Here is a 20,515-nt window from a genome sequence, read left to right as displayed (position 1 = left end):
TGAAAACAGATTTACGGCAAAATCAGAAAATTATCAATATTATTTTCCGCCAGTGCCGGATGAATTGTTATTATTGGATGAAAGATGAGATGAGAAAGTATGTTACGGCGGAAATGAAAGCGGAAATGGGTATGGTTAAAATCCATGCCCAGATAATGTTTCCGGCGACGCCCCAGCGCACGGCAGAGAGTCTTTTGGTGGACCCGACGCCAACAATCGCGCCGGTAATGGTATGAGTTGTGCTAACGGGGATACCTCCTATTGACGCTCCGATAATTGCACAGGCCGCGGCCGCCTCAGCGCTAAATCCGCCAATTGGCTGTAGTTTAGTAATTTTTGTTCCCATAGTTTTTACAATTCGCCAGCCGCCGAACATTGTTCCCAATGCAATGGTAGAATAACACATGATAATAATCCAATAAGGGATGTTGAAATTGGAGTTAATCAGACCCTTGCTGTAAAGAACTATTGCAATTATTCCAATAGTTTTCTGCGCATCATTCATGCCGTGGCCGAGTGAATATATCGCCGAAGAAACAAATTGTAATTTTCGATAAAGCTTATCAGAACGGGCCATGTTGGAATTGCGGTTTAGATTCATAGAAAGTACCATAAAGAAGAAGCCTAAAAACATGCCTATGGCCGGTGAAAGAACAATGAAGGCTGTCGTTTTTATTATGCCCGACCAAACGAGTGTGCTGGTACCCGCTTTGGCAACACCCGCACCGATAAGACCGCCAATCAGGGCATGCGATGAACTGCTGGGCAATCCGAAATACCATGTTGTAAGATTCCAGATTATGGCGCCGCTAAGGGCGGCAAGAATCACTAAATTATCTACAATTTCAATATGAATGATGCCTCTGCCGATAGTATGCGCTACCGCTGTGCCGATAAAAAAGGCGGCTACAAAATTAAAGAATGCCGCCCAGAGTACCGCATATTTGGGAGAAAGAACACGAGTGGAAACAATAGTGGAAATGGAATTAGAAGAGTCATGAAAACCATTGATGAAATCAAAAACAAGCGCGACAAAAACGAGAAAAATGACAAAAGCCATTGAATCAAGCATGTTTCAGGACAATCCCTTCAACGATGTTGGATACATCTTCACAAACGTCAATTGCTTCTTCCAGGAGTTGAAAAATATCTTTCCACTTTATAAGTTCAATGGCGTCTTTTTCGGTTTCGAAAAGATTAGCCATGATGGATCTTAAAGTAATGTCACCGGCATTTTCCAGTGTGTTAATTTCCACGCAATCCGCCAGAATCATTGCGGAGTTTTTCATATTGCGCATGGCGTGAACAATGCTTTTTACTTTCTTTATAGCGTCGTTCAGAATTTGAGCCTGTTTGATTATTTCATCGGATGTTCTTTTGACTTTATAAAGATGAATACGGACAGCGGTAGCTTCGATGACGTCCATAATACTGTCCATTTTGTTAACTAGCGCATAAATATCTTCTCGATCTATGGGCGTGAGAAATGTTTTGTGCATTTTTTCGTATGTTTTATGGGTAATGCCGTCAGCCTCATGCTCAACTTCTTTGAGTTTGGCAACTCTTACGTCGGAATAATCCCTGGTTTGAGCCATTTCCAGAAAAAGCTTGCCGCCTTCTTCAATTTTATCAGCAAGTTCTTCAAAAAGTTCAAAAAAATTTTCTTCTTTAGGGAACAAGCGCATGAGAAAATCCTCCTTGCGTTCCGTAATAAATTAATGTTGTTAAAACGTTATAAAAATGCTGGCAGTGCTCTAGCGAATTTTGAAAAAAAATGCAAGTTGTTTTAAAGCATGACATTTTCGTTTTGAGGGCTTACTATATGTTATTAAAGAGTTTTTGCGTATATAATTTTGCTGTCGCCTTCCGTATAAAAATCTTTCAAGAAAGCTTCTTTTCGATAACCGCAGTTCTCATAAAAACCATGGGTTGGTTTGTACTGGTCTCTTGATGATGTTTCTGCATAAACCTGTCTGCCGCCACTCTGGTAAATGAATTTTTCGGTTTCGGCCAAAAGAAGCTTGCCCAGTCCCTTGCCGATCATGGTTTTGTGGACGGCGATCCAATAAATGTCGTAACTGGAAGAGGTTGCGGGAATGAGGCCATAACATGCATATCCGATGACACGATTTTTATTTTCGGCAAATAAAAACCGGTAAGAGCTGGCTTCCTGCTTTTCCAGCTTTTCTTCAGCCAGTTCTATGGCTATTGCTACCTCCTCGTCGGAAAAAAAGCCGCTTGATTTTACGATATCGGCAATGGCTCCGATATCCGAAGGCTGAATCTGTTGACGATAGGTAAAATTTTTCATAAAATATTAAGATTGAGGCAATCCCTCTCGAAACATGAAGTAAACCGCGCCGACAAGACAAAGTCCCGCCCAGAGAAAATCCAGCTTCAAAGGTTGTTTCATGTACATAATCGCAAAACCGGCAAAAACAATCATTGTGATAACTTCCTGAATAATTTTGAGCTGTCCCAGACTGTAATATTGAAATCCTATTCTATTGGCGGGTACCTGCAAAACGTATTCAAAGAAAGCTATACCCCAACTGAAAAATATAACAAACAATAAAGGTTTGCTGTTAAAATTTTTTAAATGTCCATACCAGGCGAAGGTCATAAATAAATTGGAAAAGAAAAGAAATACAATGGTTCTTAACACAGAATTAAAATCTCCTTAAAAAATTAATGAGACCCAAGCTCCAGAAGCAGAGTGCACGGAAGCTTGCAGGTCAAATTATCACGCATAGCGGAGGGCATGAATCACAATGCTTGCGTTGGAATTCATGCCCTTGATTTTAATGCATTATCAAGTATCAAACCGATAGCTTCGTGATATTTTATATTGGCTTGCGCAAGTGCTGCGGCAAAACCAGCGTCGGGAGATAAGCATGGATTGGTATTTATTTCAAGTACCCAGGGCTTGCCGTTGTTATCAACACGAAAATCAACGCGTGCGTAACCGCGCAGGGAAAAAATATTCCAGCACTGCAGAGAAATTTCACTCAAAGACGATATTAACGGGGCATCGTCGTCATCAAAATCAAATTTTCTTATCGTATTGTTGTATTCAAAAGAATCCGCGTCCCATTTAGCTTTGTAATCAACTATTTTCAATTTGTCCGGTGCGTAATCCTGAAACAACATTTCAGCTATTGGTAATACTTTGACGCCAGCCCTATCTGATATTAGCGCGACATTGAATTCACGGCCGTCAATATAAGCTTCGGCATAACAGAAGCCGCCAAGTTTTTCTTCGCGGCGTTTCATTTCTTGTAATATCTTCGCTTTGTTTGTGTAGATGATGAGCGAGTTTTCATCGAGGCCTATGGAGGCATGTTCCCAGGAAGACTTGATTAAATAGTGCCCGGAAATTTCTTGTTGAGAACTGAAACCATCCTGCTCTATCCAGTCCGGAGTGGCAATCCCGGCAGAATGCATGATTTTCTTGGATAGAGGTTTATTGGATGTCTGAAAAACAGCTTGCGTTGGACAACCGGTATAAGAAATCTTTAAAGAATCAAGTAAAGCAGGCGCAAAATGAATCAGATTGCCTTTGGAGTCCAGAGTTTCCACAATGTTGAAAACAGCCAAAGGTTTTAATGATTGCAGCATCGTTATTGTATGATTTAAATTGAGTTCAAAAGGCAGAAGAATGGGTTCGTAATGAAGTGTGCACAGAGCTTGGGCTATAGCTTCGGCCTGCTCAAGGCAATCAAGTTCGTCTTGGCTGGCATCCGGCGAAATATCACTGTGCAAAATTAATATTTTTTTCTTCAATTTTATTTCACCGGCATTTATGGATAATTATTTTTTCGTGCGCTTTAGGGCTGACTTAATAATGGAACTTATCAATTTATGATAGCTCATTCCTATTTTAGAACACAAAATGGGCAAATCAGACCGCACGGGATTAAGTCCGGCAAGGGAATTGACTTCCATGAAATGAGGAACACCATGAACATTGGAGCGCAAATCAATGCGTCCGGCATCTTTTAAATCCAGTCCGCGCCAAGCCATCAGGGAGATTTCCATGGCTTTTTGGGCTTCATCATCGTTGGCCAGAACATACTGGACCAGTTTATCATAGTGTTCTTTATTTTCGTAAGAATAAGCGTTCTTTTCCGCGTTGGGCTTCAGAATTACTTCCAGTGCTCCCAGGACACGGGCATCCTTTCCTGTTCCCAGAATTCCCACGGTGAATTCGCGTCCGGGAAGATATGTTTCGACCAGAACCGGTTGCTGAAAAGTCTTTAAAAGCTGCCTGCAGACTTTTTGCAGATTTTTACGAGTAGTTATTTTGGAAAGCGCCGTTATACCCTTGCCCGTTCCTTCCGCCACCGGTTTGGCAAAAAGTGGAAAAGGAAGAGTAACCTTTTCAATATCTTTTGCATTGTTAATTATGGCAAAGTCAGGCGTGGGAATTCCCAGATCGCGCAGAATCTGTTTTGTAATGCCTTTGTGAAGAGAAACGGCGTGGCCAAGGGGATCGGAAAAAGTATACGGGATGTTATATGCTTCCAGAAGTGCGGGAACCTGCGCTTCACGGCCAAAGCCATGCACTCCCTCGGCAATGTTAAAAACAAGATCCCAGCGATTATCTGCCGCAAGACGGCGGGTCAACGCTTTTATGTTGCCGATGCGATCAGCAATAAAGCCGTTGTCAAAAATTACTTTTTCGATAGCTTCGATTGTGTCGGGGAGGTCGAATTCGGCAGTTTCTTCGAGACCGTATCCTTCTTTCAGGTAATCGTCGCGCAGATCATAGGTGAGACCGATTTTGAGTTTCTTACTGACGCGACCCACAGTTAAACTATCTACCCCCTGAAAAAATTCTGCCGATTTAATGTATATCCTTAGACTTTGCGTGATTGTCGGGGTAGCGGAAGGTATTGCCTTCGTAATTGCGCAGCAGCAAGGCGCCGTTCTCCCATCCAATGGCGTATTCGGGAAGTAAAGGAATTTTGCCGCCGCCGCCGGGGGCGTCGACAACATAAGTAGGCACAGCGTAACCAGTGGTATGTCCGCGCATGCCCTGAATAATTTCAATGCCCTTGCTGATGGGGGTCCGGAAGTGAGAAGAGCCTGGAATAGGGTCGCATTGATACAGATAATAAGGACGGATTCTGATTTGTAATTGACCATGCACCAGCCTGGTCATTGTTTCAACGTCATCATTAATACCGGAAAGCAAAACTGTCTGGCTTCCCAGTGGAATACCGGCGTCAGCCAGACGAATGCAGGCGGCACTCATCTCCGGAGTCAGTTCTTTGGGATGGGTAATATGGATACTCATCCATAAAGGATGATACTTTTTGAGCATAGCTGTTAGAGCCGGCGTTATTCTCTGTGGCAAAACAACCGGCACCTTTGTACCGATACGGATAAGTTCAACATGAGAAATCTTGTGCAATTTAGCTAATAGCCATTCCAGTTTTTCATCGGACAGGGTTAAAGGATCGCCGCCGGAAAGCAGGACGTCTCGCACATTCTTATTACCGGCAATGTATTGAATAGCCTTTTCCCATTTTTCCAAACTTATTAAATGATGTTTGCTTCGTTCAATTATGCGGGAACGGGTGCAATAGCGACAATAAGTTGAGCAGCTATCAGTTACCAGAAACAAAACACGGTCAGGGTAGCGATGAATAATGCCAGGCACAGGAGAATCCACATCCTCGCAGAGAGGATCTTCTTCTTCGCCTTCAGTATGCAGGCACTCATCCACTACGGGAACAACGCAACGACGCAGAGGATCCGAAGGATCATCGGGATTAAGCAAACTGGCATAATAAGGAGTAATGGAAACGGGCAAAGCACCGGAATGGTGCATCATTGCCTGGCGTTCATTGTCCGAAAGATTAATTATTTCGGAAAGAGTATCAACATCCCTAATGGCGTTACGCATTTGCCAGTGCCAATCGAACCATTCCAGACGGGTGATTTCGGGATAAAGTCGTGTTCGGAAGATACGGGAGCGGGCGGAATCTTTAAAAGGAAATAAAACGCTATCTGACTTTTGTTTAATCGAATACGGGGTAATCCCTTCTTTGAATAACAAAAAGTCACTTACATTATTTTTAGCATTAACAAGACCGGTCAAATGACCAGGAGGTTCCTCCTCCTCTTTGAACAGGGTCTCGCTTTCCATTTGTTCCTCCTTGATGAAGGTCTCCCTCCTGTAAAATAATTCTGTGATGAAAAAATTACTTCTTAATTTACGAATGTACTCATACAAAAATTTTTGTCAACACTTTTTTGCATTATTGACAGAAAAAATTAAAATATTATTTGATAGCGTCTCCTCAAAAATATCCCCCACCGGCTTTCTTTGGCGCATTAATGTGGGGAAAAACATTTTTATCAGACTCAGCCGGAAGTATTTTAAGCAAATATTTATCATGGAATCAATATTCGCTAGCTCCCGTCAATACTGGAATAGAGAGGTATCAGCATTTTAAAATATATCCGATTATTTTTAGAGGAAACATTTCTCCCAGAGAAAAAGAAGTAGGCAAACGGAATGCTTTTTAGTAATAAGGGAACCGATTTTAATTTTAATCTGGAGATCGTCCATGCCGGAGTTGCCGGAAGTAGAAACCCTGAGTCGTCAGCTGCAAAGGAAAATTTGCGGATGCGTAATACTAACCTCAAAGGTTTACGACGATAAATTGAACGGGATGAGAAATGTTCAGGGAAGGAGAATTCTTGCCGTTGAACGCCGGGGAAAGACAATCGCCATTCATCTTGATGATGGGAATTCAATACTGATACATTTGAGGATGACCGGAAGGCTGCTTTTGTCATCCAGTTCAGCAAGGCCGAAACATAGCCGATGGAAAATAACCTTTAAAGAAGGAGATATCTTTCTTGTTGATCCGCGACGCTTTGCCACAGTAAGCGTCGAAAAGACAAAGCACGAGAAAGTAGACAACGACCTGCTCACCGGTTTTAATCAGGGTATATTTCTGGAGAAACAGGCCAGACGCAAGGTCAATGTTAAAGTCCTGCTGATGGACCCGAAGGCGGTGGCCGGCATCGGCAACATTTACGCCTGTGAGATTTTATATCGCACGGGGATTTCTCCTTTAAGACAAGCCGCAAATTTATCTGTAAAGGAATGGAAGACAGTTTTTAGTCATGCTAAAAGCATTTTGAAAAAAGGGATTGAAAAGCGGGGGACGTCTATTTCCGACTGGCGCGATCTGTATGGCTGTAAAGGCGAGAATCAAAATGAGTTAAAAGCCTATGGACGTGAAGGAAAATGCTGTTTAATGTGCGGAGGGACAATCTGCCGTATAAAGCAGGGAGGACGAAGCACTTTTTATTGCCCCGATTGCCAACAATAACGTTTTCGATAGAACTAAACAACGAAATAACGCCAGCCCCGGTCGTAAATCATAACAAAAACAGACATGCAGAAAAGTGCAAAGTCGCGCACGAGATAAGACCAATTTATATTTCCTGAAGACGCTCCGAAACAACCACAGGAAATATCCAACCCTCGCATTAAGTTGATCGTCAACGCTGTGGCAAATGTCAGAAAAAGTAATGCGGAAAGCAAGGCGGCTCCTCGAGTATTAGTACCGCTGATAAGGCTTATCGCTATGATAACTTCCAACCACGGTAGGAGTACGGCGACAAAATTGATGACATAGTCCGGAAGCAGACGATAGTTATAAATGGCTACGGCAAAATCGCCCGGATTAAAAAGTTTTTCTATACCGGAGTACAAAAAAATTATGGCCAAAGTCAATCGGCAAAGTAGAGCAAAAACAGGAAGCAAGGGACGGGGAAAGTTTCGTAATTTCATTTTTTTCCTTTAGAGATTGGATATCCGGCATTTAACCAGAGACTCCATCCAGTTACTAAAACTTTTACTGTTGAGATTCCGCGCAATATCAGCGCGTGTGCTGTTTCTTTGCTTAATGGGCATTGAGGACCATCGCAATATGTTACGAAAATAAAACCCTGATTAGCTTTTGCTTTAAGACTTTTTGTGTGAAATGAAACTTCATCAGGATAAATGTTGATTGCGCCAACGATGTGGCCTTCTTCAAAACTATAAGGATCGCGGGCGTCAATAAATATGACTTTCTTTTTCAGATAAAGATCATAAGCTTCAGAAAGAGTTATAGAAGGAATTTTTGCTTGTTGTTCCTTAATCAAAGCCGCGGAGGAAAAACCAAACAAGGGAGTATTATTAGATCTAATGGAGTTAGAAACAATGGCAATAAATAAAGCAATGGCTAAAATAATGATGACTTCACGAAAAGACGAATAAAATTTTTGCGAGAAATTATTTTTTGTCATTCTGAAATTATGCCGAATGTTAGTATTATTTATCGGATGGATTATAGGCTTCAATTATCCATTGGCGAATTTTACTTTTAGGCGGAACTTCGCCAACCGACATTACCTTATTATTAATAACCAGAGCCGGAGAACCTAATACCCCATACTGTGCTATTTCTTTTAAATCAGTAATGTGATGTAAATCAGCGGCAATTTTCATTTCCGATAGTAAATCACGAACATCATTTTCCAATTGATGACAACGAGTGCAACCGATACCCAAAACTGCTATATTTAATCCGTGGCTTGGTTCGTCAGCAACAGGGAACCCTTGAGTTATTTTATATTCGCGTAAAAGAGCATGTCCATAGGCTTCGACTGCGGAGGGAGGCACATAATTATTGACGATAATTTCATTAAGTAAAATATTTTTTATGTCCTCATCGCTCTTGCCGGGCTGGTTTTTAGCTGTTTTTATTATTATATCATTTAAGCCAATAATTCCAACCAAGTGGCCGTTAATCATAATTTGTTTAACTTCATCGTTAGCCATATTGGCTCCTTAAAAGTTTTATCTACTGAATGTATTAGTGCAAAACTGTTTCGTCAAGGAGAAAATGATCATTTTAATATAAGCTTTGTAGAGTAAAATTAAAATCACAATATTCGAAAAAACTTTTATGAGCCTATTGGTAAATTATATTAAAACAATGTTTCAATTAATGCTTGACATATGAAACAATGTTTCATATTCTGATTCAAGAAAAATATAAAAGTAAAAAAATATGATTCCAGAAAAACCAGTCATTAATGAAAAAATAAAAGAACGTTTGTATCCGGTCGTATTGCGACAGTTTTCTATGAAAGATTTTCATACTGTCAATATGCGTGATATATCTAAGGAAAGTGGAATAAGCACAGGAACCATCTACAAATATTTTTCATCCAAAGAAGACCTTTGTCTTTTTATAATTGATGAAAAATTGCGAGATCTCGCTTCATTGTTAAGGATGCATTTAGGGGGAATCGAGGATATTCGCGAAATGCTCCGAAAGTTATTCTGGGTTACCATGAATTTTTTCGACAACAATCCTGAACTGGCAATTACAGTTTTTATAACGGTTCCATTGAAAAGTTTTATGGCCGACAAATCTTATAAAAGAGAAGCAGAAATAGATATATTGAACGGAATCATTGAAAAGGCAAAAACAAAAGGTGCAATAAGATCAGATATTGAAAACCATTATTTTGTTGATCTTTATATGATGATCATACACAGACACATACAAAATTGGTATATTCATGGTATGAAATGGAAGCTCACCGATACGATAAACAAATTTTTTGATTTTTTCTGGAGAGTTGTTGCTCCTTTGAATGAACAGGAATTGAAATGATGTTTTAATTTCATAAAATGGAAAAACATAAAAGATGTAGTAAGTATAGAGTAACGTATAAAGCATATATGAATAAATTAAAAAAGATGATTTTCGATTCATGGCCCTCTGCATGTAAAGAAAGCAGCCGGAAGTGCTTTAATGGTTTTTAATATTACCGATACGGAAAAGCAAAAGATAGTTTGTTGTCAATCCTTTCCATGATGAACAATTTAGTGCTACAATATTAAGGATAAGATTATTTGGCTGGCTCCGCTTGATAACGAAGACAAAAAATAATTGGCGGGTTATTTGTTCAGAACTTGCTCAGTTCTTTTTGCATGCAATGTGCTGGGATAAAGATGTACCGATGAAAATGTTTTTCCATTTGTCCCGGATCAGTATAAAAATAACGGATATAAAGGAAATAGATATTTATCTGTTTCGGTTTAATGAAATGTTTCACGTGAAACATTATCGTTAAGGAGACACAAAAAAGGCAGGTTTTTTTAACCTGCCTTTTTCTTTGCAAATAAAGACTCTGTGCTTTATTCCATGTGCAATCCTACAAAGAAATTAGCCTTACCACGCTTAACTAAAAGCATAACTCCCTTCTTTTGGGCTGCCTTGTTCATTTCCGAGTTGTATTGTTTTATGGATGTAATTTTAATTTTGTTAACTTGGGCAATTATATCGTGCGTTTGAATGCCTACATCATCTGCCGGACTACCCTCTTCTACATCAGTAACTATTACGCCGGCATCTTGAGGAATTCCTAGTTGTTTAGCGATGTCTTTGGTTATTTCCTGTACAGAGATTCCGAAATATTCACCTGCCTTTTTAGTCAGAGCAATTTCGTGTTTGTCTTTACGCTCTGCCACAGCAATTTTAAATAATATTTCTTTGCCATCACGCAGGGCTTTGATGGTTGCCTTTTCGCCAACATGAAGAGATGCTATTGTCAGAAGTAATTCATGAGTGTCTTTAACAGGCCTTCCGTTTATTTCAGTAATTATATCACCAACTTTAATCCCAGCTATGTCTGCAGGATCGCCTTTAAAAACATCGGAGACTAAAGCACCATTCTTATTTTGATGATTGATATTTTTTGCTATGTCTTCTGTAATATTCTGTATGGAAATGCCCAGCCATCCTCGCGTTACTTTTCCTTTGGTTTTAAGATCATCCAAAATACTTTTTGCCATGTTGATTGGTATCGCAAAACCTATTCCCTGCCCCTGGGCAACAATTGCCGTGTTGATACCGATGACTTTTCCGGCCATATTAAATAATGGTCCTCCGCTATTGCCGGGATTTATGGAAGCATCAGTCTGTATAAAATTGTCGTAAACTCCAGCGCCAATGACACGTCCTTTGGCGCTGATAATGCCGGCTGTAACGGTTTGTTCCAAACCAAAGGGATTGCCAATGGCAATGACCCACTCGCCCACTCTTGCCGCATCGGAATCGCCAATTTCGACAAAAGGCAAGTTATTTTCATGCTTTATCTTAATTAAGGCAATATCGGTTTTTGCGTCGGTACCAATAATTTTTGCTTCGTATTCTTGGCCGTCGGAGACTTTTACCAGAATTTTGTCTGTCTGTTCTACAACGTGATTATTGGTCAATATGTAGCCGTCGCTGCTTATAATAAAACCGGAACCAAGGCTTCTTTGTTTAAATTCGCGTTGAGGTATATCGCCAAAAAAGCGTTCAAAGAAGTCATCTCCGAAAGGTCCTCTGAAAGGCGATCGGCCTGATCCGTTTCGTCCTTTAAGTATTTTTGTTGTACTGATATTAACTACTGCGGGTTTAACACGCTCGGTTAAATCGGAAAAAGAACCAGGCATAGCGTCTGGGGAAACTGCTGATGCCGTTTGAATTTCTGGCGCACCAGACGGAAAAAAAGAAGATCTTAGAACTTCTACAAAAGAAACAATAAAAAATGCAACTAAAAACGCCAATAAGAACATGAAAAATGTCTTACGATTTTTGTTTTCCATATCATCCTCCACCATATTGATTGATAGAAAAATAAAGCTTTTCTGTCACTTTGTTTAAAATTAATTTATTTAACAAGTTAGATTAATATAACGATAGCCGTATTTTTGTCAATGAAATATTCTTAGATTTTAGATGTTTGAAGTCTTGGCCATCATGTGTTACTATCACAAAATTAAGGAATTTGTATTTATGGCTTTTCTAGAAAATATAGGGCGTTTGGCAATAAAATTTATAAAATCATTTACCGATATTATTTATTTTGCCGGGAAAGTTTTATTTCGTATTTTTAACCGCAACACTTACAACAGTGCTATGCGTACAGTGTTGCTTGATCAAATATACTTTACTTCCGTACAAATATTGCCAATTTTTCTAATAGTATCAATAATTTTTGGATCGTTGCTTATAGGTGTCCTTTTTCTCCAATTAAAGCAATTAGGGCTCACGCAATATTTTGGCAATCTTTTAATGGGTTTTATTGTTACCGAATTTTCTCCATTTATAACGGTACTGTTGATCACTTTACGTTCAGGTTCCGCTATCAACACGGAAATGGCTGTGATGAAAGTCAATAAAGAAATGAGTGCATTGGAAGCATTCCATATAGATGTAATCAATTACCTTCTGGTGCCCAGAGTAATTAATGGAGTGATATCAATAGTTTTGTTGAGCACTTTATTTTCTGTAGCTTTGCTGGGCAGTGGTATTTTATTTTCAAGTTTAATTTTTGGCATGAGTATGGATGCATATTCAAACATTTTATTAAATTCGGCAAATTTTTCTGATATAGTAATAGCCTTGCTGAAAAGTATTGTTTTCGGTTTTTTTATCATTTTAATTCCGGTTCGTTTTGGTTTGCAGGCTTCGCACGAGCTTACCAGTATTCCCATCGTTGTTTCCCGTGGGATGGTCAATGTTTTTGCAGCCATTATGACTATTGAGGTGTTGTCATTAATCATCAAATTATTTTAAAATTTTTTGAGAACGAACAGGCTCTGGATCAAGGTCTGCAAGCGTTTATGGAAAATAATCCGCGGCAGGCGGCGCCTGTTTCCGTTGATGTTCCTCTGATTTCTAATCAAAGTGTTTTGATGAACATAGCCTTAATCAAGCAGTATCATGAGAATATGCCCTTAGCCAAAGTCGAGCCGATTGTTTTTAGCGCATTGCGGCGACTTAAATTGGAACATATTGCCTATAAGAGAAATCCTGATTTAACTAATGAAGAGCGATTTTTTGCTATGCTGCTGAGAGCTGCTATGGTTCGAGATGCTTTGATAATTATCGATCGACCGTTTAAAATTGTTCCGCATCTGAAAAATATTGATTACATTTTTCAGGCGCTAAAAAATATTGAAGATTTTTATTTAAGCTGTCATATATATGATTATGAATGGATGAGAGAAAAATATGAGGCGTTATCTAAATGAAAAGAGAAATTAAAGTTGGTTTGTTTATCGTTTGCACGGCAATTATAATTTGTCTGGCTCTTCTTTATCTGGCACAGGAAAAAGGATTTTTTACCAGACATGACACTTTTACACTTGCTTCCCGGTCGGGTGACGGATTTACAGAAGGTATGCCGGTTGAATTTTCAGGATTTACTATCGGTAAGGTTCAGAAGCTGGAGCTCAACAATAAAGGTATCGTGCTAATTAAAATTAAAATTCCTCAAAAACATGTAAAATGGATCAGAAAAGATAGTACTTTTACGCTTTACCGCTCGTTGATCGGTACCGCGCGCGTTGTCGTGACAACTGATAATTTAAATAGCGAACCGTTGCCGGAAGGCAAAATTCCGGAAGTGCAAACAGTTAATGACATCAATGACTCGATTGAAAAGGTGCAGCCCTTGCTGGACAAAATAACTCAGATCGCGGAAAATCTGGAACGAATAAGCAGTAAAGTTGATGTTATGGCGGGGAAAGCCGATGTGCAGGTATTCGGCAAGGAGGGCACAATGCCGCAGTTTAATAAAATACTCAAGGATGTTAATGGAAAACTGGAAAAAATAAATCCCACCGTGGATAACATCAATAAAATAAGCACAGATGCTTCGGACGGCTTGAAAGATATTGGTATACTGCGCTCGAATGTAGACGATACGCTTAAAGCCGTGGAAGGTGTGGCTAGAGGAGTTGATTCGATCATTTCCACGAAAAAAGAACCGGAGATTAAATTGCCATGAGAAAATATTTAATCCTGGTATTGTTGGTATTTATTTGCGCTTGCGGATCGACACAACAGCTTCCTGATTGGAAAGATGTGGCTTTCCGAAATTTCGAAAACTACAAAACTAATTTTTTAAACGGCAAAGAAGGTGCATCTGAGCCTCATTTTTACAAAGCAAAACAAGCCTTGTCTGATGGTAACGATTTAAATCTTTTAGCCAGAATTTATTTGACCAAATATGCTTTGCACACGGCGGCGTTGGAAGAATTTGACGATAGTGAATTTATTCATATTAATAACCTCCAGCCCAATGAATCCAATTTTGCCTATTATTCCTTTTTAAAAGGAAGCTTTGCTGCGGTAAAAGATAATCTTCTTCCTTCCAACTATAGCGGTTTTATAAAGGCTGCCAGAAGCAAAGATATGGCAAAAGCTGTTGGGGAAATTAAATCCATTAGTGATCCCCTTTCCCGTTTAATTGCCTGCGGAATCTTGGTAAAGTATCTATCTTATGATGAAAAAATTTTACAATCAGCCATCAATACTTCCGCCGAGAACGGATGGAGGCGACCTCTTTGGGCGTATTTAACCAAACTGCAAAAATATTATCTAGATCGCGGTGAAACGGTCAAAGCAAAGGGAATCAAAGAGCGGCTGGATTTGTTGAAAAAGTAGCCCTATTGTTCTAGCAATTCCTGTGCAGGCGGGAACATAGAAAACTCTGTTATACTAGCTAAATAAATCGGTACAATTATGTTTCATCATTTTTCAAGCTGCACAAATATGCGCCCTTCCGCCTTTTTGTAAATTTCATAACCAGCTGTATTTAATAGCTAATATATTATGGCAGGATAATTGCTGTTACGTAATCCCATTATATAGATGGGAGGAATATAATGGGTGCGCAAATCAGTGCAGGCGATACGGCCTGGATATTAGTGTGTTGTTCTCTTGTTCTTTTGATGACGCCGGCTCTGGCGTTTTTTTATGGAGGTATGGTGAGGAGAAAAAATGTGCTCTCCACTTTAACTTTGAGCTATATCTTCATGTCCCTGATCGGAGTGCAGTGGGTGCTTTACGGATATTCTCTTTCCTTCGGTTCGGACATCGGTGGATTGATCGGTGGATTGAATTTCCTGGGTTTTCAGGGAGTCGGCGCCGAGCCGAACACCGCCTACGCTAAAACCATTCCTCATGAACTTTTCGCATCTTTTCAGATGATGTTTGCTGTCATTACGCCTGCGTTGATTACAGGTGCTTTCGTGGAGCGGGTCAAATTCAAGAGTTTTCTGCTTTTCAGTCTTCTCTGGGCGACGCTGGTATATGATCCTCTTTGCCACTGGGTCTGGGGACAAGGTGGCTGGCTAAAGGAAATGGGCGTTCTCGATTTTGCCGGCGGGACGGTTGTGCATATTGCTGCCGGATTTTCCGCATTAGCGTTTGCTTTAGTTATCGGTCCGCGCAAAGGCTACAGTAATGTTCCGATGGAACCGAACAATATTCCGCTAACGGTTTTGGGAACCGGATTGCTGTGGGTCGGTTGGTTCGGCTTTAACGCAGGCAGTGCTCTCGGGGCAAATGGTGTGGCGGTAAATGCTTTAGTGACGACCAACACCTCAGCGGCAACCGCCGGTCTGGTCTGGATGCTGCTCTCCTGGTTGGACGGCAGACCCAGCACCCTGGGGATCGCCACAGGAATGGTTGTCGGCCTGGCGGCGGTGACACCGGCTTGCGGTTATATTACACCTTTGGCTGCTATGATTATCGGGGCCGTAGCCGCGCCTCTTTCTTATTATACTATGCGTTTCCGGGATCGACGCAAACTGGACGAATCGCTTGATGTCTGGGCTTGTCACGGCATGGCCAGCACCTGGGGCACCATTGCCACGGGTTTATTCGCTACAGTAGCCGTTAACGCCGATGGAGCCAACGGGTTATTTTTTGGTAATCCCAGCCAGCTTGCTATTCAGATCATTGCTGTCATCGTCACCATCGCTTTTTCCTTCGGTATGACCTATGTGCTGGCCAAGGCGTTGAACATGAGCATCGGATTGCGGGTAAGCCCGATGGAAGAAGAAGTGGGGCTGGATATCAGTTCCCATGGAGAAAGATCATACTCATAGACAACATAACAGTTACAGCTTTTATACATTGGAGATTTTGCCATGCTGAAAAAAATCGAAGCAATTATTCGCGAAGATAAAGTAAACGATGTCCGGGAAGCCCTTAATGAGATAGGCATTGTGGGCATGAATATGTTTGAGGTGCGCGGTCATGGACGCCAGGGAGGGATTCAGCTGGTCGGACGCGCCGGAACCTATCAGGTCAACATGCTTCCCAAGATACAAATTAATATTGTTTTGAACAAACGCAACCTTGACGCTGCGATTGAAGCGATTCTGAAATCGGCTTATACGGGCGAGACGGGCGACGGCATTATTTTTGTTACGCCTGTCGAGGATGTCATTCGCGTCCGCACACGCGAGCGGGGACCGGAGGCCATGATGTATCCGGGTGATATTGATGAAAAGAAAAACCGGTGAACCCCATTCCATTTTTATCCTTTTACTATGGGGAAAAATAAAGACACTTTTGTGCCGCGACCCAATTGACTTTCGATTTCCATCTTGCCTTCGTGTGCTATCATAAGATGCTTAACAATTGATAGTCCCAGCCCGGTTCCGCCCAAATCGCGCGAACGAGATCTATCCACTCGATAAAAACGTTCTCCTAACCGTTGAATTTCATCTTTGGGCACACCGATACCCGTGTCACTAATCGATACTACTGTATAAGCACCAGCTTCATCAGTTTTGATGACGACAGTGCCCGACTCCGGTGTAAATTTAACCGCATTATCTAAAACATTGACAAATATTTGCGTAAGCTTATCTTTGTCAGCTTTGATTTGAGCAATATTTTCGCTCACATCGTTTTGAATAGTAATATTTTTTAACTTCGCTTTGGCTTCCACCAGAGAAATAACATTAGTTAAAGCTGCATTTAAGGAGACACTTTCGAAATTAAGCTTTGTTTCTTTCATTTCAATATTTGATATTGTCAGCAGATCTTCAACGAGGCGATTAAGTCTTTCGGCTTGTTTTAAAATTACATCAATAAATCTTTTTGTTTCCTCAATATTATTTATTGCGCCGTCTTTGATTGTATCTAAATATCCAATTATCGCCGTAAGTGGTGTCTTGATCTCGTGAGTAACATTGGCTACAAAATCAACTCGTATTTGTTCAAGCTTTTTAAGCCTGGTTACGTCGTGAAAGACAATCATAGTTTTTTCTTCATCGGGATGGCCATGAACCGTTGATATGCTGACACTTAAGATAATCGGTTCTACAGTACCCATAGTAATTTCTCGAGACACATTTGTGTGTGCTTCTTTAAATTCCAAAAAAGATTTTTGTAAATCAATATTGCGAAAAGCTTCCATTAGTGTCTTTCCGTATACGTCATCGTATTGAACAGCCAACATATTATTTAGAACGGGACTGACAAACTCTATTATGTTTTGCTCATTAATAATTAAGACGCCTTCGTTTATGCTGGTAAAGGCCGTCATTAATTTACTTTTCTCCTCATTGGCAGTTCTGATTTTGTTTTTCAGTTCTTCAACAAGAAAATTAATATTATCGGCCAGTGTTTTGGTTTCATCTGCTGTATCTAAAATAATTGTTCCAACCTGCTCTCCCTGCCGTAATCTTTCGGTAAATTTTTCCATAGATCTAATTGGCGCAGCCAGGCGGTAAGAAAAGAACAGCGCAATCATGAGCGAAATAATTGCCACTATGAATAGTGAGAGAAGAATATATTGATATACTTTGTCGATCACATTCTGCACATCATGTAGAGGACGTGCCAGACGAACATAACCGGTAGTTCTTGCCCCATCTTTGATTGTAACGGCTACGTATAGCATATCAATGCCCAGCGAATTACTAAATCGCACCGACTTACCTTTGCCCCGCAGTCTCGCTTCCTGCAATTCCGGGCGGTTAAAATGATTTTCCAGGTTGGCAATGTCTTTTTCTGAATCAGCAAAAACATTTCCTTGAGCGTCAATCAAAGTAACTCTGGAATTCGATATTTTCGCAACTTGCTCCAACTGATTTGATATTTTCCGGGGAGAGCTCAGGTCAATAAGCTGAGCATAGGAAAATAATTCCGTTTCAATTTTGGCAGTAAGTACCTCCCTTACCTCGTTACGCATGAAAACATCTAAAAGAAAAAAAGATATACATATTATGACAAGGTAGCTAAAAAATATTTTGTAAAAAAGATTTTTTTTCAAGCTGATTCCTCGCCGCTGATGATTGAAGTTTGGTGTCTTACGTTTTCACCGGTAACCATATAAGTGACCATATCCGCAATGCCTTTAGTGTGATCGGCAATACGCTCCAAATTTTTTGATACCTGCATAATCATTAAAGCCCGATGAATAGTTTTGGAATCCTCCATCATAAATGTCAGAAGTTCGCGGAAGATTTGTTCGTTGAGATCATCGGTGACCTGTTCCGTCCGCCGGACTTTATCGGCCATATTTAAATCATTTCTGATAAAACTATCCAAAGAGTCTTTGATCATTTCTCCAACGAGGTCAGCCATACGCGGCAAATCAATATATGGCTTCAGTATCGGTTCTTCATTGAGCTGAATGGCTTTTTCCGCGATGTTAACTGCCATATCGCCGATTCTTTCCAGATGTCCTGTAATTTTTATCGCTGTTGTAATAAATCTTAAATCTATCGCCGTGGGCTGACGCAAAGCAAGTATTCTTATACACCGTTCTTCTATATCCGCATCCATTTTATCAATTTCATCATCGTCTTTGATAACCTTACGCGCCATGTTGGAGTTTCTTTCCGACAGAGATTTCATCGCATTCTGAATAGCTTTTTCCGTTACAGCGCCAAGATAAATCAGATTATTCTTTATTTCCTGCAATTCTTTTTCATAATGCAAACTGGTATGTCGTTTTTCTTCCATAATTGATCCTCCAGTTAATCCTTACCCGAATCTGCCAGTAATATAATCTTCTGTCTGTTTTATATCCGGATTAGTAAATATTTTATCCGTCTTATTATACTCGACTAAGTTTCCTATATAAAAGAACGCTGTCTCATCGGAAATCCTGGCCGCCTGCTGCATATTATGAGTAACTATAATTATAGTATAGTTCTTTTTCAATTCTTCAATCAACTCTTCAATTTTCGCTGTAGAAATGGGATCAAGCGCAGAAGTAGGTTCATCCATCAGTAAAATGTCCGGCTTCATAGCCAACGCACGGGCAATACAAAGCCTCTGCTGCTGGCCACCGGAAAGATTCATTGCTGATTTATTTAAAATATCCTTCACTTCGTCCCATAATACGGCCTGTTTCAGGCTCTGCTCGACCAAAGCATCCATATTCCCCGTTCCAATGCCTGTAAGCTTCGGTCCATAGGAAATATTATTGTAAATTGTTTTGGGAAAGGGATTGGGTTTCTGAAAAACCATCCCAATCTTTCGGCGTATTTCGACCGGATCAATATCCGGCGCATAGATATTTTTATCTTCAAAAAGTATTTCTCCTTCAACTCTCGTCCCGCTAATTAAATCATTCATTCGGTTCAAAAGTCTCAACAGCGTGGATTTGCCGCATCCCGAAGGTCCGATAAGAGCCGTGACTTTATTTTTTACAAACTTCATCGAAATATTCGTCAGGGCACGACTTTGCCCGTAATAGAAATTTACGTTATTCAATTTAATAATACTGGAATCCATTCTTACCACCTTTTATTTCTTCTCATGTAACTGCGAATAATAATCGCAAACAGATCAATTCCCAGAACAACGGCAACTAAAACAAGTACTGTACCAAACTGTATAGGTCTTGTTGCCTCAATATTCGTTCCAGCCGTTGCCAATACATAAATGTGATACGGCAGCGCCATCACTTCATCAAAAACAGAACCGGGCAGTTTGGTGGTAAAATATGCAGCAGCGGTAAACATAATAGGAGCTGTTTCTCCGGCAGCACGCCCTATGCCTAAAATAGATCCTGTCAGAATTCCAGGCATGGCGTTAGGTAAAACAATTCTATAAGTTGTCTGCCATTTAGACACACCCAGCGAAAGTGATGCCTCTCGAAAAGTCTGAGGCACAGCTTTCAATGCTTCTTCCGCGGCACCAATAATTGTCGGGAGAATCAGAAAACCCAAAGTGAGAGATCCGGATAAGATACTCGAACCGAATTTCATGAAGATAACGAAAAAACCCAGCCCGAATAAACCAAAAACAACTGAAGGGACACCGGCCAGACAATTGATGCCGACTTTTATAAAGCGTATAAATCTGCTTTGAATGGCATATTCTGTCAAATATATTGCTGAGGCAATGCCTAGGGGCAATCCTACGGCAATGGCCCCTATGGTTAAATAGATCGTACCCAGAATGGCAGGCATGATGCCGCCCTTTGTCATGGAATCGGTCGGAGTTTTGGTAACAAAATCCCAGCTGATTGCACCAATACCGTTCACAATAATATAAAACAGTATGCCGCCCAAGGCCAAAACAATAATCAATGCCGATAAACGCACCGTGCCGAAAAAAAGAGCCTGTTTAAAATAGCGCCACTTCATTGAATTATTTTTTAACGAATTCATATTATTTCC

25 protein-coding genes are annotated in these 20,515 nt (G+C 40.4%); 10 read left to right on the top strand and 15 right to left on the bottom strand.

Annotation, left to right across the window (positions count from 1 at the left end; genetic code table 11):
* Nucleotides 1-70: 70 nt before the first annotated feature.
* The 7 genes from CVU62_04110 to CVU62_04080 form a co-directional block, all read right to left on the bottom strand.
* A complete protein-coding gene (locus tag CVU62_04110; protein PKN39384.1) occupies nt 71-1,072 on the bottom strand; it encodes an anion permease in 1,002 nt (333 codons plus the stop codon).
* Complete coding sequence (locus CVU62_04105) at nt 1,065-1,685, bottom strand: DUF47 domain-containing protein (GenBank protein ID PKN39383.1); 621 nt, start codon at nt 1,683-1,685, stop codon at nt 1,065-1,067. Before CVU62_04105 ends, CVU62_04110 begins: the two co-directional genes overlap by 8 nt.
* Before the next feature lie 143 nt (nt 1,686-1,828).
* Entirely contained in the window at nt 1,829-2,311 is a 483-nt protein-coding gene (locus CVU62_04100; GenBank protein ID PKN39382.1) for an N-acetyltransferase, read from the bottom strand.
* A gap of 6 nt (nt 2,312-2,317) precedes the next feature.
* On the bottom strand, nt 2,318-2,623 hold the full coding sequence (locus CVU62_04095) for a hypothetical protein (protein ID PKN39468.1): 306 nt from the start codon (nt 2,621-2,623) through the stop codon (nt 2,318-2,320).
* Nucleotides 2,624-2,787: 164 nt separating this feature from the next.
* Complete coding sequence (locus CVU62_04090) at nt 2,788-3,783, bottom strand: D-alanine--D-alanine ligase (GenBank protein PKN39381.1); 996 nt, start codon at nt 3,781-3,783, stop codon at nt 2,788-2,790.
* A 27-nt stretch (nt 3,784-3,810) separates the two neighbouring features.
* Nucleotides 3,811-4,809: a D-alanine--D-alanine ligase gene (locus CVU62_04085; GenBank protein ID PKN39380.1), complete on the bottom strand. Its 999-nt coding sequence runs from the start codon at nt 4,807-4,809 to the stop codon at nt 3,811-3,813.
* A 37-nt stretch (nt 4,810-4,846) separates the two neighbouring features.
* On the bottom strand, nt 4,847-6,154 hold the full coding sequence (locus CVU62_04080; protein ID PKN39379.1) for a lysine 2,3-aminomutase: 1,308 nt from the start codon (nt 6,152-6,154) through the stop codon (nt 4,847-4,849).
* Between the two features lie 191 nt (nt 6,155-6,345).
* Here CVU62_04080 and CVU62_04075 point away from each other — a divergent pair, with 191 nt between their 5' ends.
* Nucleotides 6,346-6,537 carry a hypothetical protein gene (locus tag CVU62_04075; protein PKN39378.1) on the top strand — a complete coding sequence of 64 codons (192 nt, stop codon included), beginning with the start codon at nt 6,346-6,348 and terminating at the stop codon, nt 6,535-6,537.
* 41 nt (nt 6,538-6,578) lie between these two features.
* Entirely contained in the window at nt 6,579-7,352 is a 774-nt protein-coding gene (locus tag CVU62_04070) for a formamidopyrimidine-DNA glycosylase (protein PKN39377.1), read from the top strand.
* Nucleotides 7,353-7,366: 14 nt separating this feature from the next.
* On the opposite strand, the gene CVU62_04065 is transcribed toward CVU62_04070, so the two are convergent.
* From CVU62_04065 to CVU62_04055, 3 genes are read right to left on the bottom strand one after another with little or no spacing between them, the layout of a single operon-like run.
* A complete protein-coding gene (locus CVU62_04065) occupies nt 7,367-7,816 on the bottom strand; it encodes a hypothetical protein (GenBank protein PKN39376.1) in 450 nt (149 codons plus the stop codon).
* Nucleotides 7,813-8,316, bottom strand: a complete 504-nt coding sequence (locus CVU62_04060; GenBank protein PKN39375.1) for a hypothetical protein — start codon at nt 8,314-8,316, stop codon at nt 7,813-7,815. Before CVU62_04060 ends, CVU62_04065 begins: the two co-directional genes overlap by 4 nt.
* A 25-nt stretch (nt 8,317-8,341) precedes the next feature.
* Nucleotides 8,342-8,851 (bottom strand): hypothetical protein, encoded by a 510-nt coding sequence (locus CVU62_04055; protein ID PKN39374.1) that lies wholly within the window; start codon nt 8,849-8,851, stop codon nt 8,342-8,344.
* Nucleotides 8,852-9,083: 232 nt separating this feature from the next.
* Here CVU62_04055 and CVU62_04050 point away from each other — a divergent pair, with 232 nt between their 5' ends.
* Together CVU62_04050 and CVU62_04045 are read left to right on the top strand one after the other, a co-directional pair.
* Nucleotides 9,084-9,695, top strand: a complete 612-nt coding sequence (locus CVU62_04050; protein ID PKN39373.1) for a hypothetical protein — start codon at nt 9,084-9,086, stop codon at nt 9,693-9,695.
* Nucleotides 9,696-9,951: 256 nt separating this feature from the next.
* Nucleotides 9,952-10,158, top strand: a complete 207-nt coding sequence (locus CVU62_04045) for a hypothetical protein (GenBank protein ID PKN39372.1) — start codon at nt 9,952-9,954, stop codon at nt 10,156-10,158.
* 64 nt (nt 10,159-10,222) lie between these two features.
* Here the strand turns inward: CVU62_04045 and CVU62_04040 are convergent, their stop codons facing one another.
* Nucleotides 10,223-11,677 carry a peptidase gene (locus tag CVU62_04040; protein ID PKN39371.1) on the bottom strand — a complete coding sequence of 485 codons (1,455 nt, stop codon included), beginning with the start codon at nt 11,675-11,677 and terminating at the stop codon, nt 10,223-10,225.
* 133 nt (nt 11,678-11,810) lie between these two features.
* Here CVU62_04040 and CVU62_04035 point away from each other — a divergent pair, with 133 nt between their 5' ends.
* From CVU62_04035 to CVU62_04010, 6 genes are all read left to right on the top strand, one after another.
* Nucleotides 11,811-12,650, top strand: coding sequence for an ABC transporter permease (locus tag CVU62_04035; GenBank protein PKN39370.1), 840 nt, complete (start codon nt 11,811-11,813; stop codon nt 12,648-12,650).
* Nucleotides 12,651-12,697: 47 nt separating this feature from the next.
* Entirely contained in the window at nt 12,698-13,108 is a 411-nt protein-coding gene (locus tag CVU62_04030; protein PKN39369.1) for a hypothetical protein, read from the top strand.
* Nucleotides 13,105-13,866 carry a hypothetical protein gene (locus CVU62_04025; GenBank protein ID PKN39368.1) on the top strand — a complete coding sequence of 254 codons (762 nt, stop codon included), beginning with the start codon at nt 13,105-13,107 and terminating at the stop codon, nt 13,864-13,866. The genes CVU62_04030 and CVU62_04025 overlap by 4 nt, the downstream gene beginning before the upstream one ends.
* Nucleotides 13,863-14,525 carry a hypothetical protein gene (locus tag CVU62_04020; GenBank protein PKN39367.1) on the top strand — a complete coding sequence of 221 codons (663 nt, stop codon included), beginning with the start codon at nt 13,863-13,865 and terminating at the stop codon, nt 14,523-14,525. The genes CVU62_04025 and CVU62_04020 overlap by 4 nt, the downstream gene beginning before the upstream one ends.
* A gap of 221 nt (nt 14,526-14,746) precedes the next feature.
* On the top strand, nt 14,747-15,973 hold the full coding sequence (locus CVU62_04015; protein PKN39366.1) for an ammonia channel protein: 1,227 nt from the start codon (nt 14,747-14,749) through the stop codon (nt 15,971-15,973).
* Between the two features lie 45 nt (nt 15,974-16,018).
* Nucleotides 16,019-16,393: a transcriptional regulator gene (locus CVU62_04010; GenBank protein PKN39467.1), complete on the top strand. Its 375-nt coding sequence runs from the start codon at nt 16,019-16,021 to the stop codon at nt 16,391-16,393.
* 14 nt (nt 16,394-16,407) lie between these two features.
* Here CVU62_04010 and CVU62_04005 read toward each other — a convergent pair whose 3' ends face one another.
* Genes CVU62_04005 through pstA form a run of 4 tightly spaced genes read right to left on the bottom strand, consistent with a single transcriptional unit; the run spans nt 16,408 to nt 20,506 of the window.
* Entirely contained in the window at nt 16,408-18,153 is a 1,746-nt protein-coding gene (locus CVU62_04005) for a hypothetical protein (GenBank protein PKN39365.1), read from the bottom strand.
* On the bottom strand, nt 18,150-18,848 hold the full coding sequence (gene phoU, locus CVU62_04000; protein PKN39364.1) for a phosphate transport system regulatory protein PhoU: 699 nt from the start codon (nt 18,846-18,848) through the stop codon (nt 18,150-18,152). Before phoU ends, CVU62_04005 begins: the two co-directional genes overlap by 4 nt.
* A 21-nt stretch (nt 18,849-18,869) precedes the next feature.
* Nucleotides 18,870-19,625, bottom strand: a complete 756-nt coding sequence (gene pstB / locus CVU62_03995) for a phosphate ABC transporter ATP-binding protein (protein PKN39363.1) — start codon at nt 19,623-19,625, stop codon at nt 18,870-18,872.
* A 2-nt stretch (nt 19,626-19,627) separates the two neighbouring features.
* Nucleotides 19,628-20,506, bottom strand: coding sequence for a phosphate ABC transporter, permease protein PstA (pstA, locus tag CVU62_03990; GenBank protein ID PKN39362.1), 879 nt, complete (start codon nt 20,504-20,506; stop codon nt 19,628-19,630).
* Nucleotides 20,507-20,515: the final 9 nt, after the last annotated feature.

This window comes from Deltaproteobacteria bacterium HGW-Deltaproteobacteria-2 (genome assembly GCA_002840505.1).
Classification (GTDB): Bacteria; Desulfobacterota; Syntrophia; order Syntrophales; family Smithellaceae; genus Smithella.
This window is presented reverse-complemented; position numbering and strand designations above follow the sequence as displayed.